Origin of the sequence: Kitasatospora sp. NBC_00315 (genome assembly GCF_041435095.1) — a bacterium.
In the GTDB taxonomy this organism is placed as follows: domain Bacteria; phylum Actinomycetota; class Actinomycetes; order Streptomycetales; family Streptomycetaceae; genus Kitasatospora.
The window spans coordinates 7,444,684-7,464,608 of record NZ_CP108025.1; the positions used below are offsets into that span (position 1 = coordinate 7,444,684).

General features: G+C 74.9%; 1 protein-coding gene and 1 pseudogene. Both read left to right on the forward strand.

The window, feature by feature from the left end; translation table 11 throughout:
- The first annotated feature begins 27 nt into the window (after positions 1-27).
- Complete coding sequence (locus OG823_RS31215; RefSeq protein WP_371483525.1) at positions 28-15,429, forward strand: type I polyketide synthase; 15,402 nt, start codon at positions 28-30, stop codon at positions 15,427-15,429.
- Positions 15,430-15,493: 64 nt separating this feature from the next.
- Positions 15,494-19,822, forward strand: a pseudogene (locus tag OG823_RS31220) (type I polyketide synthase); the annotation flags it as partial.
- Positions 19,823-19,925 lie beyond the last annotated feature (103 nt).

Below are 19,925 nucleotides of genomic sequence, written 5' to 3' on the forward strand. Positions count from 1 at the left end.
CAACGCAGCGGCGAGGACACCCCGGTTATGGCCAACGAGGAAATGCTCCGCGAGTACCTCAAGCGGACGACCGCCGATCTGCTGCGCGTCCGGCGCCGGTTGGAACTGGTCGAGGCCGGCCGGCAGGAGCCGGTGGCGATCGTGGGGATGGGCTGCCGCTTCCCTGGAGGTGTCGGGTCGCCGGAGGAGCTGTGGGAGCTGGTGGCCTCGGGCGGGGACGCCGTGGGGGAGTTCCCGGCGGACCGGGACTGGGACGTGGACGCGCTGTTCGATCCGGAGCCGGGCCGGGCGGGGCGCTCGTACACGCGACGTGGTGGATTCCTCGACAGGGCAACGGAGTTCGACGCCGCCTTCTTCGGGATCTCGCCGCGTGAGGCGTTGGCGATGGACCCGCAGCAGCGGTTGATGCTGGAGGTGTCCTGGGAGGCGCTGGAGCGGGCCGGGATCGACCCCGCCGTGCTGCGCGGCAGCCGCACCGGCGTCTTCGCCGGGATGATGTCGTACGACTACGCCGCCCGCCTGTTCTCCGTCCCGGACGAACTGCAGGGCTACCTCGGCAACGGGAACGCGGCGAGCGTGCTGTCCGGGCGGCTCGCCTACACCTTCGGGTTCGAGGGCCCGGCGCTGACCGTCGACACCGCCTGCTCCTCCTCCCTGGTGGCGCTGCACTTGGCTTGCCAGTCCGTCCGGTCGGGCGAGTCCACGCTGGCGCTCGCCGGCGGTGTCACCGTGATGTCCACGCCCGCCATGTTCGTGGAGTTCTCGCGCCAGCGCGGCCTCTCGCCGGACGGGCGCTGCAAGCCGTACGCGGGGGCGGCCGACGGCACGGGCATGTCCGAGGGCGTCGGCGTGCTGCTGGTGGAGCGGTTGTCGGACGCGGAGCGCAACGGTCACCGGGTACTGGCGGTGGTGCGGGGGAGCGCGGTCAACCAGGACGGTGCGTCGAACGGGCTGACGGCGCCGAACGGGCCGTCGCAGGAGCGGGTGATCCGGCAGGCGCTCGCCGGCGCGGGGCTGTCGCCGGCGGACGTCGACGCGGTGGAGGGCCACGGCACCGGAACGACGCTGGGCGACCCGATCGAGGCCCAGGCCGTCCTCGCCGCGTACGGTCAGGAGCGTTCGAGGGAAAGGCCGTTGTGGCTGGGGTCGGTGAAGTCGAACATCGGGCACGCGCAGGCGGCGGCCGGGGTCGGCGGAGTCATCAAAATGGTCATGGCGCTACGCAACGACGAACTGCCGCGGACCCTTCACGTCGACGAGCCGTCACCACATGTCGACTGGGACAGCGGCGCCGTCCGGCTGCTGACGCAGGCGCAGCCGTGGCCCCGGGCCGAGGCGCGGATCCGGCGGGCCGGGGTGTCGTCGTTCGGGGTCAGCGGCACCAACGCGCACGTGATCCTGGAGGAGCCACCGCGCGAGGACCCGCCCGCGAAGGAGGCCCCCGGGCCGTCCCCCGTCCCGTGGCTCCTCTCGGCGAAGTCGGAGCCCGCGCTGCGCGCGCAGGCGCGACGCCTGAGCGACTACGCTCGTCGCGGGGAGGCGGGCCCGGTGGAGATCGGCCGTGCCCTGGCGGTCGAGCGCGCGGCGTTCGAGCACCGCGCAGTCGTCCTCGCCGACGGCCTCGACGGCCTGCGGCACGGCCTCGACGCCCTCGCCGCGGGCCGGCCCGCGCCGCAGCTCGTCAGCGGCGCCGCCACCGGTCACGGCAGGCTGGCGTTCCTGTTCCCGGGCCAGGGCACGCAGCGGGCGGGCATGGGCCGTGAACTGCACCAGAGGTTCCCCGCCTTCGCGGACGCCTTCGACGAGGTGTCCGCGGGGTTCGGCCCGCTCGGCGCCGCCGGCCACGCCCTGCGCGAGGTCGTGTTCGCAGCCCCCGGCTCGCCCGCGAGCGAGCTGCTCGGCCGGACGGAGTACGCCCAGCCCGCCCTGTTCGCACTCGGAGTCGCGCTCCACCGGCTGGTCGAGAGCTGGGGGGTGACGCCCGACTTCGTCCTGGGGCACTCCGTCGGCGAGCTGGCCGCCGCGCACGTCGCGGGGATGCTCTCCCTCCCCGACGCGGCAGCCCTGGTGACCGCCAGGGGCCGGCTGATGCAGGCCCTGCCGGGCACCGGGGCGATGGTGGCCGTCGAGGCCTCGGAGGAGGAAGTCCGGCCTCTGCTGGCGGAGTTCGAGGGGCGCGCCGACCTCGCCGCGGTCAACGGCCCGCGTGGGGTCGTCCTCTCCGGCGACGAGCAGGCCGTGCTGGACCTGGCCGGCCGCTGGACGGCCCGGGGCCGCCGCACCAGGCGGCTGCGCACCGGCCACGCCTTCCACTCGCCGCACCTGGACACCGTCCTGGACGAGCTCCGCAGCGCCGCCGCGGGGATCACCTTCAGTCCGCCGCGCGTCCCCGTCGTCTCCAACCTCACGGGCACCCCGCTGCCGGTCGAGACGATGGGCACTGCGGACTACTGGGTTCGGCACGCCCGCCACACCGTCCGCTTCGGCGACGGCCTCGCCTGGCTCCAGGAGCAGGGCGTCACCGCCTACCTCGAACTCGGCCCCGACGGCACGCTCTGCGCGCTCGGCGAGGACGCCCTCACCCGGCCCGCCGCCCTGCTCCCCGCCCTGCGCCCCGACCGGTCCGACGGCGGGTCGGTGCTCGCCGCCGTGGCCGGGCTCTCCGTCCGCGGGGCTCGGGTGGACTGGACGGCCGTGCTGAGCGGCGGCCCCGGCGGGGCCGGGCGCCGCGTGGATCTTCCGACGTACGCCTTCGAGCGCGAGCGGTACTGGCTGGACGCGGGCGAGCCGCCCACCGCCGTCTCCACGGCCGGAGACGGCCCGCTGTGGGAGGCGGTGGAGAGCGCGGATCCGTCCGCGGTCGCGGCGCTGCTGGAGGTCGGCGAGGACGCGCCGCTGGGGTCCGTGGTGGCGGCCCTGGGCGAGTGGCGCCGGGCCGCCCGGGAACGCGCGGCCGTCGACGTTTGGTCCTACCGCGAGGAGTGGCGCCCGCTGTCCCGGTCCGGCGGGCCGGCGGCGACCGGCGGGACCTGGCTGCTGGCCGTGTCCGGGCGCGCCGAGGAAGCCGCCGCCGTGGCCGCAGGACTGGAGCGGTCCGGCGCACGCGTCCGCACGGTGCCGGTGGACGGCGTGGACCGGGACGCGCTGGCCGCACGCCTGCACGACGCGCTCGACGGCGAGGTGCCGACCGGGGTGCTGGCGCTGTGCGACGGCGCCGTCGGACAGGTGCTGGTGCTGCTCCAGGCTTTGGCCGGGGTGGGGGTGCCGGTGTGGTGTGTGACGCGGGGTGCGGTGTCGGTGGGGGAGGGGGATCTGCTGGCGGTGCCGGAGGTGGCTGGGGTGTGGGGGTTGGGTCGGGTGGCGGGGTTGGAGGTGCCGGATCGGTGGGGTGGTCTGGTGGATCTGCCGTCGGTGGTGGATGGGCGGGTGGTGGAGCGGTTGTTGGGTGTGGTGGTGGAGTCGGGTGGGGAGGGGGAGTTCGCGGTCCGGTCGTCGGGGGTGTTCGTCCGGCGGTTGGTGCGGGCGGGTCTGGGGGAGGCGGTCGAGGGGTGGCGGCCGCGCGGCACCGTCCTCATCACCGGAGGCACGGGGGAACTCGGCGGACACGTCGCCCGCTGGCTGGCCCGGCGCGGCGCCGAACACCTGCTGCTGGTCAGCCGCAGTGGCCGGGAGGCCAAGGGCGCGGCCGAGCTCCGGGAGGAACTCGCCGCCGCGGGCGCCCGGGTGACCATCGAGGCCTGTGACGTCGCCGACCGGGCGGCGCTCGCCGAACTGCTCGCCACCGCCGTCCCGGAGGACTGCCCGCTCGGCGTGGTCGTCCACGCCGCGGGCATCGTCGAGGACGGCCTCCTGGAGAAGCTCACCCCGGAGCGCCTGGCGCACGTGCTGGCCGCGAAGGCGGACGGCGCGCGGCACCTGCACGAGCTCACCCGGGGCGCCGACCTCGCCACCTTCCTGGTCTTCTCCTCCGCCGCCGCCACCTTCGGCTCCGCCGGCCAGGGCGCCTACGCGGCGGCCAACGCCTACGTCGAAGCGCTCGTCCGGCACCGGCGTGGTCTCGGGCTCCCCGGCACGGCGGTGGCCTGGGGGGCCTGGGCTGGGGGCGGGATGGCCGGGCAGGCGGAGGCGGCCGAGCAGCTCGGCCGCCGCGGGATCCGGCCCATGGACGTCGAGACGGCACTGACGGCCCTCGGCCGGGTGCTGGACCGGGACGCCACCTGCCTGACCATCGCGGACATCGACTGGGAGCGCCTCGCCGCCACAGCCGTCGGCGCTCCCGCCCGGCTGATCGGCGACATCCCCGAAGCCCGCCGGGCGCTGCCGGCCACCGCCCCTGAGCCGTCCGGGTCGCTGCGCGCGCGACTCGCCGGGCTGGACCGGGTCGAGCGCGAGCGGACCCTGCTCGACCTGGTCCGCACCCATGCGGCCGCGGTGCTCGGACACCGCGACGCCGGCGCCGTCCGCCCCGACAGGGCCTTCCGTGAGCTGGGGTTCGGCTCGCTCAGTGCCGTCGAGTTGCGGAACCGGTTGAACGGGGTGACGGGGTTGCGGTTGCCGACGACGTTGGTGTTCGACCATCCGAGTCCGGCTGTGTTGGCGGGGTTTCTGGGTGGTGAGTTGTGCGGGTCGGTGGTGCCGGTGCCGGTGGCGGTTGTGTCCGGGGTGAGCGAGGGGCCGATCGCGATCGTGGGGATGGGGTGCCGTTTTCCGGGGGGTGTGGGGTCGCCGGAGGAGTTGTGGGAGTTGGTGGCGTCGGGTGGGGACGTGATCGGGGGGTTCCCGGTGGACCGGGGTTGGGATGTGGACGTGCTGTTCGATCCGGAGCCGGGTCGGGCGGGGCGGTCGTACACGCGGCGGGGTGGATTCCTGGACGGTGCGGCGGAGTTCGACGCCGCCTTCTTCGGGATCTCGCCGCGTGAGGCGTTGGCGATGGATCCGCAGCAGCGGTTGATGCTGGAGGTGTCCTGGGAGGCGTTGGAGCGGGCCGGGATCGACCCCGCGGTGCTGCGGGGCAGTCGCACCGGCGTCTTCGCCGGGATGTGCAGCCAGGACTACGCCGACCTCGTCCGGCGCGGCACCGCCGACCTGGAGGGGTATGCGCTCACCGGCCTGTCCAACAGTGTCACCTCCGGTCGGCTCTCCTACACGTTCGGGCTGGAGGGGCCGGCGGTGACGGTGGATACGGCGTGTTCGTCGTCGTTGGTGGCGTTGCATCTGGCGTGTCAGTCGTTGCGGTCGGGGGAGTCGACGTTGGCGCTGGCGGGTGGGGTGACGGTGATGTCGACGCCGGGGGCGTTCGTGGAGTTCTCGCGGCAGCGTGGTCTGTCGCCTGATGGTCGGTGCAAGGCGTATGCGGCGGCTGCGGACGGGGTGGGCTGGTCCGAGGGTGTGGGGGTGCTGTTGTTGGAGCGGTTGTCGGATGCGGAGCGCAACGGGCACCGGGTGTTGGCGGTGGTGCGGGGTAGTGCGGTGAATCAGGACGGTGCGTCGAACGGTCTGACGGCGCCGAACGGGCCGTCGCAGCAGCGGGTGATCCGGCAGGCGCTGGCGAACGCGGGGTTGGTGGCGGCGGATGTGGATGTGGTGGAGGGGCACGGGACGGGGACGACGTTGGGTGACCCGATCGAGGCCCAGGCGGTGTTGGCCACGTATGGTCAAGAGCGTTCGGGGGAGCGGCCGTTGTGGTTGGGGTCGGTGAAGTCGAATCTCGGTCATGCGCAGGCTGCTGCGGGTGTGGCCGGGGTGATCAAGACGGTGATGGCGTTGCGGCACGGGTCGTTGCCGCGGACGTTGCACGTGGACGAGCCGTCGCCGCACGTGGACTGGTCCGCGGGTGCGGTGCGGTTGTTGACGGAGTCGGTGCCGTGGCAGCGCGGGGAGCGCATCCGCCGGGCGGGTGTCTCGGCCTTCGGCGTCAGCGGCACCAACGCCCACCTCATCCTGGAGGAGGCCCCACGACGGGAGGAACCGCCGCCGGCGGACCCCGGTCCGGCCGTCGTGCCGTGGGTGGTCTCCGCCCGGACGGAGTCGGCCCTGCGCGCGCAGGCACGGCAACTGAGCGGCCATGCCCGCGACTCGGAGGCGGGTCCGGTGGAGATCGGCCGTGCCCTGGCGGTCGAGCGCGCGGCGTTCGAGCACCGCGCAGTCGTCCTCGCCGACGGCCTCGACGGCCTGCGGCGCGGCCTCGACGCGCTCGCCGGAGACCGGCCGACGCCCGGCCTGGTGACCGGCCGGACCAGCCCGGCGGCCGACGGCAGGATCGCCATGCTGTTCGGCGGCCAGGGCACCCAGTGGGACGGCATGGCCGCCGAACTCCTCGACTCCTCACCGGTGTTCGCCGCACGGATGACCGACTGCGCCGACGCCCTGCGACCCCACCTCGACTGGGAACTGCTCGGCGTGCTGCGCGGCGAGCCGGGCGCCCCGCCACTGGACCGGGTCGACGTCGTCCAACCCGTGCTCTTCGCGGTGATGGTCTCCCTGGCGGCGCTCTGGCACTCCTGCGGGGTCCGCCCCGACGCCGTCGTCGGGCACTCCCAGGGCGAGATCGCCGCGGCCTGCGTTGCCGGCGCCCTCACCCTGGAGGACGCGGCCCGGGTCACCGCCCTGCGCAGCCGCGCCCTCGCCGCCCTCGCCGGGCAGGGCGCCATGGCCTCGATCGGCCTGCCGGCGGAGGACCTCGAACCCCGTCTCGCCGCCCTGCACCCCGGCCTGGTCGTGGCCGCCGACAACGGCGCCCGGTCGGCCGTGGTGTCGGGGCCACCGGAGGCCGTCGCCGCCCTGGTCGAGGAACTGACCCGGGAGGACGTCCCGGCCCGCCGCCTCAAGGTCGACTGGGCCTCGCACTCCCCGCAGGTCGAGGCCATCCGCGAGCGGCTGCTCGACCTCCTCGCCCCGGTCACCCCGCGCCCCGCCGACATCCCGCTGTACTCGACCGTCACCGGCGAGCCCGTCGACGGCACCGAACTCGACGCCGCCTACTGGTACCGCAACCTGCGCGAGCCCGTACGCTTCCGGGACGCCACCCGGGCGCTCGCCCGTGACGGGCACACCGTGTTCGTCGAGGCGAGCCCGCACCCGGCGGTCGCCGTCGCCGTCCAGGAGACGCTCGACGACCTCGGGGCGGCCGACAGCCTGGTGGTGGGCTCGTTGCGCCGGGGCGAGGGCGGCCTGCGTCGCTTCCTGGAGTCCGCCGCCGAGCTGTTCGTGTCCGGGGTGCGGGTGGACTGGACGGCCGTGCTGGGCGGGGCGGCCAGGGCCGCCGGGCACCGGGCCGACCTGCCGACGTACCCCTTCGAGGGGCAGCGGTTCTGGCTCGACGTGACCGAGCCGGCACCGGTGGCGGGCACCGGAGCCGACGGCCCGCTCTGGGAGGCGATCGAGAGCGCGGACCCTGCGGCCGTGGCCGGGCTGCTGGCCGTCGACGAGCACGCGCCGCTGGGGTCGGTGGTGTCCGCCCTGGGCGAGTGGCGCCGGGCCGCCCGGCAGCGCGCCGTGGTCGAGGGATGGCGCTACCGGCCGGTGTGGAAGCCGCTCGCCCGAACTGGACGTGCGAGCGCCCCGGACGGGACGTGGCTGGTGATCACCACCGGGGAGGAGGCCTGGCACGAGCCGGTCCTCGCCGGGCTGGCACGCGACGCGGCGCGGGTCGTCCACGTCGACGGCGCGGACCGGGACGCCCTCGCCGCGGCGGTGGCGGAGGGCGCACCGCGCGGAGTCCTCGCTCTGTGCGGGGGGTGGTCCGCCGTCGGACAGGTGCTGGTGCTGCTCCAGGCTTTGGCCGGGGTGGGGGTGCCGGTGTGGTGTGTGACGCGGGGTGCGGTGTCGGTGGGGGAGGGGGATCTGCTGGCGGTGCCGGAGGTGGCTGGGGTGTGGGGGTTGGGTCGGGTGGCGGGGTTGGAGGTGCCGGATCGGTGGGGTGGTCTGGTGGATCTGCCGTCGGTGGTGGATGGGCGGGTGGTGGAGCGGTTGTTGGGTGTGGTGGTGGAGTCGGGTGGGGAGGGGGAGTTCGCGGTCCGGTCGTCGGGGGTGTTCGTCCGGCGGTTGGTGCGGGCGGGTCTGGGGGAGGCGGTGGAGGGGTGGCGGCCGCGCGGCACCGTCCTCATCACCGGCGAGGACGCCGACGCCGACCAGCCGGCAGCACACCTCGCCCGCTGGCTGGCCCACCGAGGCGCCGAGCACCTGCTGCTCGTCTCCACCTCGGGTGACGGTTTCGGACTCCCCGAAGGACCGGCCGCCCCGGGCACCAGGATCACCCGGGCGGCCTGTGACGTTGCCGACCGGGCGGCGCTCGCCGAGCTGCTCGCCACCGCCGTCCCGGAGGACTGCCCGCTCGGGGTGGTCGTCCACGCCGCCGGCCTCGTCGAGGACGGGACGCTCGACGCCCTGACCCCGGAGCGCCTGGAGCGGGCACTGGCGACCAGGGCCCTCGGCGCGCGGCACCTGCACGAGCTCACCCGGGGCGCCGACCTCGCCACCTTCCTGGTCTTCTCCTCCGCCGCCGCCACCTTCGGCTCGGCCGGCCAGGGCACCCACACCGCGGCCAACGCCTACCTGGAGGCCCTCGCCGCCCACCGGCGCGGTCTCGGACTGCCGGGCACCGCGGTGGCCTGGGGGCCCTGGAGCGGCCACGGCGCCGCCACCCGGCCGGACGCGGCGGCCCGGCTGCGCCGCCGGGGCCTCGCGGAGCTGCCACCCGAGCGTGCGCTCGCGGCCCTCGCCCAGGTACTGGACCGCGGCGAGAGCGGCCTGACCCTCGCCGACATCGACTGGGAGCGCTTCGCCGCCGACGGCGACACCACCGGCAGCCGCACCCCGCTGATCGGCGACCTCCCGGAGGTCCGCGCACTCGCCCGTCCCGCCGCCCCCGGCCCGGCCGGGGCCGGAGCCCTCCGCGACCGCCTCGCCGCCCTGACACCGCCGGCCCGGACGGAACTCCTGCTGGACCTGGTCCGCGGCTCCGCGGCCGCGGTGCTCGGGCACCGCGACGCCGACGGCGTCCCGGCGGACCGGGCCTTCCGTGAGTTGGGGTTCGACTCCCTCACCGCGGTGGAGTTGCGGAACCGGTTGAGCGGGGTGACGGGGTTGCGGTTGCCGACGACGTTGGTGTTCGACCATCCGAGTCCGGCTGTGTTGGCGGGGTTTCTGGGTGGTGAGTTGTGCGGGTCGGTGGCGGCGGTGCCGGTGGCGGTTGTGTCCGGGGTGAGCGAGGGGCCGATCGCGATCGTGGGGATGGGGTGCCGTTTTCCGGGGGGTGTGGGGTCGCCGGAGGAGTTGTGGGAGTTGGTGGCGTCGGGTGGGGACGTGATCGGGGGGTTCCCGGTGGACCGGGGTTGGGATGTGGACGTGCTGTTCGATCCGGAGCCGGGTCGGGCGGGGCGGTCGTACACGCGGCGGGGTGGATTCCTGGACGGTGCGGCGGAGTTCGACGCCGCTTTCTTCGGGATCTCGCCGCGTGAGGCGTTGGCGATGGATCCGCAGCAGCGGTTGATGCTGGAGGTGTCCTGGGAGGCGTTGGAGCGGGCCGGGATCGACCCCGGGGTGCTGCGGGGCAGCCGCACCGGCGTCTTCGCCGGAGTGGCGAACCAGGACTACGCGGACTTGGTGCGCCGCGGCGGCGAGGACCTGGAGGGCTACGCGCTCACCGGCGTCTCCGGGAGCGTGCTCTCCGGTCGGCTCTCCTACACGTTCGGTCTGGAGGGGCCGGCGGTGACGGTGGATACGGCGTGTTCGTCGTCGTTGGTGGCGTTGCATCTGGCGTGTCAGTCGTTGCGGTCGGGGGAGTCGACGTTGGCGCTGGCGGGTGGGGTGACGGTGATGTCGACGCCGGGGGCGTTCGTGGAGTTCTCGCGGCAGCGTGGTCTGTCGCCTGATGGTCGGTGCAAGGCGTATGCGGCGGCTGCGGACGGGGTGGGCTGGTCCGAGGGTGTGGGGGTGCTGTTGTTGGAGCGGTTGTCGGATGCGGAGTGCAACGGTCACCGGGTGTTGGCGGTGGTGCGGGGTAGTGCGGTGAATCAGGACGGTGCGTCGAACGGGCTGACGGCGCCGAACGGGCCGTCGCAGCAGCGGGTGATCCGGCAGGCGCTGGCGAATGCGGGGTTGTCGGTGTCGGATGTGGATGTGGTGGAGGGGCACGGGACGGGGACGACGTTGGGTGACCCGATCGAGGCCCAGGCGGTGTTGGCCACGTATGGTCAAGAGCGTTCGGGGGAGCGGCCGTTGTGGTTGGGGTCGGTGAAGTCGAATCTCGGTCATGCGCAGGCTGCCGCGGGTGTGGCCGGGGTGATCAAGACGGTGATGGCGTTGCGACACGGGTCGTTGCCGCGGACGTTGCACGTGGACGAGCCGTCGCCGCACGTGGACTGGTCCGCGGGTGCGGTGCGGTTGTTGACGGAGTCGGTGCCGTGGCAGCGCGGGGAGCGCATCCGCCGGGCGGGTGTCTCGGCCTTCGGCGTCAGCGGCACCAACGCCCACCTCATCCTGGAGGAGACACCGCACGAGGACCGACCGGAGGACGCCGGCCTTGAAACCGACGCCGACGCCCACGCCGGTACCGGTACCGGTACCGGACCGGCCACCCCGCTGCCCTGGCTCCTCTCGGCGAAGACCGACCCCGCGCTCCGCGCACAGGCCCGGCGGCTGCGCAGCTACCTCGCCTCCCACCCGGACGTCAGACTCCGCGACGTGGCGCACGTCCTGGCCGGCCGACCGGCCCTCGACCGGCGGGCCGCGCTGGTCACCGGGGACGGCGACGAGCTCGCACGGCTGCTGGAGGCGCTCGCCGACGGCGCACCCGCGGCCGGCCTCATCGAACCCCCGACCCACCCGGCGCGCGGCGGTACCGCCTTTCTGTTCTCCGGCCAGGGAACCCAACGCCCGGGTATGGGAGGCGAGTTGTATCGGGTCTACCCGGTCTTCGCCACGGCGTTGGACGAAGTCCTGGCCGAGCTGGAACCCCTGCTCGCCCGGCCGCTGCGCCCGCTGCTCCTCGACGCGCACGCGGCCGCGGCCGCGCCGCTCGACCGCACCGGCGACGCCCAGCCCGCCCTGTTCGCCTTGCAGGTCGCGCTGTTCCGGCTGCTGGAGCACGCCGGGATCCGCCCGGACCACGTCGCCGGCCACTCGGTCGGCGAAATCGCCGCCGCGCACGTCGCCGGAGTGCTCACGCTCCCCGACGCGGCACGCCTGGTCGCCGCCCGGGCCCGCCTCATGCAGGACCGGATGCCCCCCGGCGCCATGGTGGCCGTCCGCGCGAGCGAGGCCGAAATCGCCGAGGCGCTGGCCGGCCGGGCCGCCCGGCCGGCGGTCGCCGCCGTCAACGGACCGCGCTCGGTCGTGCTCTCCGGAGCTGAACCGGAGGTACAGGCCGCCGAAACGGTCCTCGCCGCCCGCGGCATCCGGACCAAGCGCCTGCCCGTCGACCGCGCCTTCCACTCCCCGCTGACCGAACCCGCCCTGGCCGAGCTCCGGCAGACCGCGACCGCCGTCGCCCACGCCGAACCGGCGATCCCCCTGGTCTCCACCCTCACCGGCGACCACACCCCCGCCGGAACCCTCGACCCCGAGTACTGGGTCCGCCAGGCACGCCACACCGTCCGCTTCGGCGACGCCGTCCGCCGCCTGCACGAACAGGGCGTCCGCACCTTCCTGGAGCTCGGCCCGGACGGCACCCTGTCCGCCCTCGCCGAGGAGTGCCTGGCCGACGCCACGGACACCCTCCTCGTCCCGGTGCTGCGCGCCGACCGCCCCGAGCCGCAGGCCCTGCTCACCGCACTCGCCCGCCTCCACGTCCAGCGCGCCCCGGCCGGCGGCACGGCGGTCGACTGGACTGCTGTCCTCGGCGCGGCACCCCGCTCGGCCCGCGGCCTCGACCTGCCCACCTACGCCTTCGACCACCGCCGCTACTGGCTCGATACCGCGGCCACGGCGATTCGGGACGTCTCGGCCGCCGGACTCTCCGCGGCCGCCCACCCCATGCTCGGCTCCGCGGTGGCCCTGGCCGGCTCCCCGCAGTCCCAGGAACTCCTGCTCACCGGCCGGATCTCGCTGCGCACCCACCCCTGGCTCGCCGACCACACCGTGTTCGGCACCGTGCTCCTCCCCGGGACGGCGATCCTGGAACTGGCCGTACGGGCGGGCGACGAGGTCGACTGCGCGGTCATCGAGGAACTGACCCTCCAGGTGCCGCTGGTCCTGCCGGAACGCGGCTCCATCCTCCTCCAACTCATGGTCGGCGCACCCGAGTCGGCGCCGGACGGCGTGGAACGGCGCACCTTCGCGCTGCATGCGCGGGAGGACGACGGCCTCGACCGGGCCACAGCGGGGACCGGAGCCGACTGGACCTGCCACGCCACCGGCGTCCTGGCCCGCGGCCGGGAGTCCGCCGGCGCCCTGCCGGCGCCGTGGCCGCCCGCCGGCGCGACACCGGTGGACCTCGACCACTGGTACGAGACGCTGGCCGACGCCGGCCTCGGCTACGGACCGGCGTTCCAGGGCCTGCGGGCGCTCTGGCGGGACGGCGACGACCTGTACGCGGAGGTTTCCCTGCCCGACGGGCCGGCGGGCGACGCCTCCCGCTACGCCGTCCACCCGGCGCTGCTCGACGCGGCCCTCCACCCCGTCGTCCCGGGCTTCGCCGAGGCCGGCACGACCGAGGGCCACGGCTGGCTGCCGTTCTCGTGGAGCGGCGTCACGGTGGTCGCCTCGGGCGCGTCGGCGCTCCGCATCCGCCTCAGCCGCCGATCGGCCGACACCGTCGCACTGCTGGCCACGGACGGCACCGGACGGACCGTCCTCGCGGCCGAGGCGCTGGTCTTCCGGCCCGTCACGGCCGACCGGCTCCGGGCGGCCGGGGCCGCCCACCACGACGCCCTCTTCCGGCTCGATTGGGCTCCGGTGCCGCTGCCCGAGTCCCCTCCCGCGGCGACGGACCCGGCGGTGCTCGGCTCGGAGCGCGGTGATCCAGCGGACCCGGCAGACCTCGCGGAGCTGGCGGCCGCCGGTGCGCCCGAGGCGGTGGTCGTGCACTGCGGCCGGAGCGAAGACCCGGCCGATCCGGCCGCCACCGGGCGCGCCGCCGCCCGGGCCCTGCGGTTGATCCAGGGCTGGCTCGCCGACGAGCGGTTCGCCGACTCCCGCCTCGCGTTCGTCACCCGTGGCGCGGTCGCCACCGCGCCGGGCGAACCCCTCCACGACCTCGCGCACGCCGCCGTCTGGGGCCTGGTCCGCTCCGCGCAGACGGAGCACCCCGGCCGGTTCCTCCTCGTGGACGTCGACGACACCGACGCCAGCCGGCGCGCCCTGATCGCCGCCCTGCACTCCGGGGAGCCGCAGACGGCGCTGCGCGACGGAGCCGCCCGCACCCCGCTGCTGGCCAGGATCCCGGCCGACGGCCGGACCGAGCCGGCCCGCTGGGACCCGGACGCCACCGTCCTCATCACCGGCGGCACCGGCCACCTCGGCCGGCTCGTCGCCCGTCACCTCGCCGAACACCACGGTGTCCGCCACCTGCTGCTGACCAGCCGAAGCGGTCCCACCGCGCCCGGCGCCGAGGAACTCCGCGCCGAACTCGCCACGTCGGGAGCCGAGACGACCGTCGTGAGCTGCGACCTCGGCGACCGCGCGGCCGTCGCCGCGCTGCTGGGCGATGTCCCGGCGCGGTACCCGCTCCGGGCCGTCATCCACACCGCCGGCGTCGTCGACGACGGCGTCCTCACCGCCCTGACCCCCGACCGCCTGGACGCCGTCCTGCGCGCCAAGGCCCACGGCGCCGCCCACCTGCACGCGCTGACCCGTGACACCGAACTCGACGCCTTCGTCGTCTTCTCCTCCTCCGCCGCCTCCTTCGGCAGCCCCGGCCAGGGCAACTACACGGCCGCCAACGCCTACCTGGACGCCCTGATGCACCACCGCCACGCCCTCGGCCTGCCCGGCCACTCCCTCGCCTGGGGCCACTGGGCCGAGGCCGGCGGCATGGCCCGGCACCTCACCGCCGCCGACCTCGGCCGGATGACCCGCGGCGGCCTGCTCCCGCTCACCAACGCCCACGGACTCGCCCTCCTCGACACCGCCCTCGGCCTCGACCACCCGGTGCTGCTCGCCACCCCGCTCGACCCGGGCGCCCTGCGGCGACAGGCGGCGGCGGGCGCACTGCCGCCCGTCCTGCGCGGGCTGGTCCGCACCCCCGCCCGCCGGAGCGTCGACCGGGACCTCGGCACGGAGGCCCCCGCCGAGCTGCGGAAGCGGCTGGCCGCGACCCCCGCCGCCGCGGGACGCGCCGCCCTCCTGCTGGAGCTGGTCCGCACCCACGCCGCCGCCGTGCTCGGCCACCTCACGGCCGACACGGTCGCGCCCGGCGAGCAGTTCCGCGAGCTCGGCTTCGACTCGCTGACCGCTGTCGAGTTCCGCAACCGCCTCAACGCCGTGACCGGCCTCCGGCTGGCGACCACCCTCGTCTTCGACCACCCGACGGCGGAGGCGCTCGCCACCCGGCTGGGCGAGCTCCTGGCCGACGGAGTGGCCGGCGAGGGTGCCGGCGCCGTGCCTTCCGACCTGGCTGGCGAGGTGGGGGCGGCAGGAGCGGCAGGGGAGAGCGGCGTGCGGGGGAGAGCCGGCGCCGTGCCGTCCGACGAGACCGTGGAAGCACTGTTCTGGATCGGCCACGACGCCGGGCGCGTCGAGGAGTCCATGGCCCTGCTCACCGCCGCCTCCGCCTTCCGGCCGAGCTTCGCCGACCCCGCGGCCGCGCCCGCACCGTCCTTCGTCCGCATCGCCCGGGGCGGCACCGGCCCCGCGCTGATCTGCCTGCCCACCGTCGCGGCCGTGTCCAGCGTGTACCAGTACTCGCGCTTCGCCGCCGCCCTCGACGGGCTCCGCGACGTCTGGTACCTCCCCGCACCCGGCTTCGTCGACGGCGAACCCCTGCCCGCCGACGTCGACACCATCACCACGCTGTTCGCCGAGGCCGTCCTCCGCCACACCGACGGAGCGCCCTTCGCCCTCGCGGGGCACTCCGCGGGCGGCTGGTTCGCCTACGCCGTCACCAGTCGCCTCGAACAGCTGGGCTCCCCGCCACAGGCCGTGATCGCCATGGACGCCTACCTGCCCGACGAGGGCATGGCCCCCGTCGCGGCCGCCCTCACCAGCGAGATCTTCGACCGGGTCACCGCGTTCGTCGACCTGGACTACGCCCGCCTCGCGGCCATGGGCGGCTACTTCCGCATCTTCGCCGGCTGGCGACCACCCGACCTCGTGACCCCTGCGCTCTTCCTCCGCGCCCGCGAGGGCGAGCAGCCGCCCCCGGTGTGGGGCGAACCGGACAGCGTCCTCGACGTCGACGGCAACCACTTCACCATGCTCGAACAGCACGCGGACGCCACCGCCCGGCATGTCCACACCTGGCTGACCGAACTGACCGACCGGCGCCGCTGACCCTCGGTCCCACCACCGCGTTCGCACCTCCGGACTCGACACCCTCCCAGACTTGGAGACACCGATGACCACGCCCAGCGAGAAGCTCGTCGAGGCGCTGAGGGCATCCCTGAAGGCCAACGAGACGCTGCGGACGCGCAACCGGCAACTCACCGCGGCCGTCGAGGCGGCGAGCGAACCGCTGGCCGTCATCGGGATGGCCTGCCGGTTCCCGGGAGGGGTGCGCACGCCGGAGGGGCTGTGGGAGCTGGTGGCGTCGGGCGGGGACGCGATCGGGGAGTTCCCGGCGGACCGCGGCTGGGACCTGGACGGCCTGTACGACCCCGACCCGGACCGGTCCGGCACCTCCTACGCCCGGCACGGTGGATTCCTGTACGACGCCGCGGAGTTCGACGCGGGATTCTTCGGGATCTCGCCGCGGGAGGCACTGGCGATGGACCCGCAGCAGCGGCTGCTGCTGGAGACCTCCTGGGAGGCCGTCGAACGGGCCGGGATCGACCCGTCCTCGCTGCAGGGCGCCCGGGCGGGCGTGTTCGCCGGGATGATGTACCACGACTACGCCTCCCGGCTGACGACCATCCCCGAGGGGTTCGAGGGCTACATCGGGAACGGCAGCGGCGGCGCCGTCGCCTCCGGCCGGGTCGCCTACACGCTGGGCCTCGAAGGACCGGCGGTCACGGTCGACACGGCCTGCTCCTCCTCTCTGGTCGCGCTGCACCTGGCCGGCCGGTCGCTGCGCGCGGGCGAGTGCGACCTGGCGCTGGCCGGCGGGGTCACGGTGATGTCCACCCCGCACCTGTTCGTCGAGTTCTCCAAGCAGCGGGGACTGTCACCCGACGGGCGGTGCCGGTCCTTCGCGGGCGCCGCCGACGGCACCGGCATGGGTGAGGGCGTGGGCCTGCTGCTCGTCGAACGCCTCTCCGACGCACGGCGGTTGGGGCACCGGGTGCTGGCGGTGGTGCGGGGCAGCGCGGTGAACCAGGACGGCGCCTCGAACGGTCTCACCGCGCCGAACGGGCCCGCGCAGGAGCGGGTGATCCGCGACGCCCTGGCCGACGCGGGGCTGTCGGTGTCGGATGTGGATGCGGTGGAGGGGCACGGGACGGGGACGCGGCTCGGCGACCCGATCGAGGCGCAGGCCCTGCTGGCCACCTACGGCCGAGTACGGCCGGAGGGTAGGCCGTTGTGGCTGGGGTCGTTGAAGTCGAACATCGGTCACGCGCAGGCGGCGGCGGGGGTGGGCGGGGTCATCAAGATGGTGATGGCCTTGCAGAAGGGTGTGCTGCCGGGGACGTTGCATGTGGATGAGCCGTCGCCGCAGGTCGACTGGACGGTGGGGGACGTGCGGCTGCTGGCGGACGCGCGGCCGTGGGTGCGGGACGAGGCGCGGGTACGCCGGGCGGGGGTGTCGTCCTTCGGGGTGAGCGGGACGAACGCGCACGTGATCCTGGAGGAGGCGCCGGAGACCGTCGAAGAGCCTGTGGTGGACGCCGGGGGCCCGGTGCCGTGGGTGTTGTCGGCCCGGTCGGAGGCGGCGCTGCGGGCGCAGGCGCGGGGTCTGCGGGACTTCGTCCTGGCCGCCCCCGCGGTCCAGGTCGCGTCCGTGGGTGCGGGGTTGGCGCGGGGGCGGGCGGCGCTGGAGCACCGGGCGGTGGTCGTCGCCGCGCGGGGTGAGGAGTTCGTGGGGGCACTGGAGGCGCTGGCGGCCGGCGAGCCGCATGTGTCCGTCACACAGGGGAGCGTGGGGGGCGGTCACGGTCAGGTGGTGTTCGTGTTCCCCGGTCAGGGTGGGCAGTGGGCGGGTATGGGCCTGGATCTGCTGCGTACCTCGCCGGTGTTCGCGGAGCGGATCGCGGCGTGTGAGAAGGCCCTGGCGCCGTGGGTGACCTGGTCGCTGACGGACATGCTGCACCGCGACGCGGAGGACCCCGCCTGGGAACAGGCGGACATCGTCCAGCCGGTGCTGTTCTCGGTGATGGTGTCGCTGGCCGCCCTGTGGCGCTCCTACGGTATCGAGCCGGACGCGGTGCTCGGGCACTCGCAGGGCGAGATCGCCGCCGCCCATGTCTGCGGGGCGCTCAGCCTGGACGACGCCGCCAAGGTCGTCGCCCTGCGCTCACGTGCCCTGGCGGTGCTGCGCGGCCGAGGTGCCATGGCCTCCATCGCCCAACCCGCCGACACCGTACAAGCCCTGATCGATGCGCGGTGGGCGGGGCGACTGTGGGTGGCGGCGTTCAACGGCCCCCAGGCCACCACCGTCTCCGGTGACACCGACGCGCTGGACGAGCTCCTCGCGCACCACGCCGGCACCGACACCCGCGCACGACGCGTGCCCGTCGACTACGCCTCCCACTGCCCGCACACCGAAACCGTCGAACGCGAACTCCTCAACACCCTGAGCGACATCACGCCCGTCGCATCGACCGTGCCGTTCTACTCCACCGTCGACGACGCCTGGCTCGACACCACCACCCTCGACGCCGGCTACTGGTACCGCAACCTGCGCCGGCCCGTCCGCTTCACCCAGGCCATCACCACCCTCACAGCCGCCGGCCACCGCACGTTCATCGAAACCAGCCCCCACCCCACCCTCACCCCCGCCATCGAAGACCACGACGACGGCCTCACCGCCATCGGCACCCTGCGCCGCCACGACCACGACACCACCCGCTTCCTCACCTCCCTCGCCCACGCCCACACCACCGGCCACACCGTCGGCTGGACCACCACCCACCCCCACACCACCCCCCACCCCGACCTCCCCACCTACCCGTTCCAGCGCGAGCGCTACTGGCTCGATGCACCGGCCGGCACGGGGGACCTCTCCGCCGTCGGTGTCCAGGCGGCCGACCATCCCCTCCTCGGAGCCTTCGTCGAACTCGCCGACGGCGACGGTCTCGTCCTCACCGGGCGGCTCTCCCTGCACACCCATTCCTGGCTCGCCGACCACACCATCGCGGGTACGGTCATCCTCCCCGGCACCGCCATGCTGGAGCTCGCTCTCCATGCCGGCGTGCGCGCCGGCTGCGAGCACGTCGACGAACTCACCCTCCACGCACCGCTCGTGGTCCCCGAATCCGAGCCTGTGCTGCTCCAGGTGGTGGTGTCGTCCGCGGACGAGTCCGGGCGCCGCGCGCTGAGCGTGTACACGCGGCCGGTGGGTGACGGCTGGACCGACGGCGTGTGGACGCGCCAGGCGGAGGGTTTTCTGAGCCCGGCCCTTGACGCCGGTCCGGCCCGGGACGAGGTCTTGGCCGGTGCGTGGCCGCCGCCCGGCGCACGGCCCGTCGACCTGGACGACGTGTACGAGCGGCTCGCCCAGGCCGGGTTCGGCTACGGGCCGTCGTTCCAGGGGCTCACCGCGGCCTGGCGGTGGGGCGAGGAGATCGTGGCCGAAGTCGGCCTAACGGAAGGGATGTTGGCGGACGCCGGGCGGTTCGGGATCCACCCCGCTTTGCTGGACGCAGCCGTTCAGGCGGTGGGGTTGCTCTCGCCGGGGGAGTGCCTGCCGTACGCGTGGAGTGGTGCCGCGCTGCACACCCGGGGCGCGACCGGTCTGCGCGTCCGGATGACACCTGTGGGCGAGCCCGGGACGACGGTGGCCCTACGGGTGGTCGACGGGTCGGGTGCGCCGGTCCTCTCGCTGGAGTCCCTCGTGCTGCGGCCGGTGTCACTGGCGGGACTGGCGGCCGGCCGGGGCTCGTTGTTCGAGCTCCAGTGGATCCCTTGTGAGGCGCAGGCCGATGTGCCGGTGCCCGTACCCGGGTTCGAGGTGTGGGAGTGCCCGGACGGCGACGTCGCCGGCGTCACCGCCGCGGCGCTGGCGACCGTACAGGCCTGGCTCGCGGATGAGCGTCCCTCCGAAACCCGGCTGGTCGTGGTGACGCGGGGTGCGGTCGTCACCGGCCCCGGGGAGGGCGTGGTGGATCCGGCGGGTGCGGCGGCCTGGGGGCTGGTGCGCTCCGCGCAGTCGGAGCATCCGGACCGCTTCGTCCTGGTCGACCTCGACCCCGACCCCGGCACCGATGGTGTGGGCGTGTCGGCGGCTGTCGCATGCGGTGAGGCACAGGTGGCCGTGCGGGCCGGGGTGCCGCGGGTGCCACGCCTCGTGCGGGCGGGGTCGGGGTCGGGGTTGGTGCTGCCCGCTGGTGGGGGGTGGCGGCTGGGCTGCGACGGCTCGGGGACGTTGGACGCGGTGGGTCCGGTGGACGCGGACGCGGACGAGGTCGTGCTGGGGCCGGGTCAGGTGCGGGTCGCGTTGCGGGCGGCGGGGGTGAACTTCCGCGACGTGATCGTGGCGCTGGGGATGGTGCCGGAGCTGTCGGGGATCGGTAGCGAGGGTGCGGGGGTGGTGGTGGAGGTCGGGCCGGGGGTGGAGGGTCTGGTGGTGGGGGATCGGGTGTTCGGGGTGTTCGGGGAGGCGTTCGCGCCGGTGGTGGTCGCGCAGGCCGCGGTGTTGGCGCGGGTGCCGCGGGGGTGGTCGTTCGCGCAGGCGG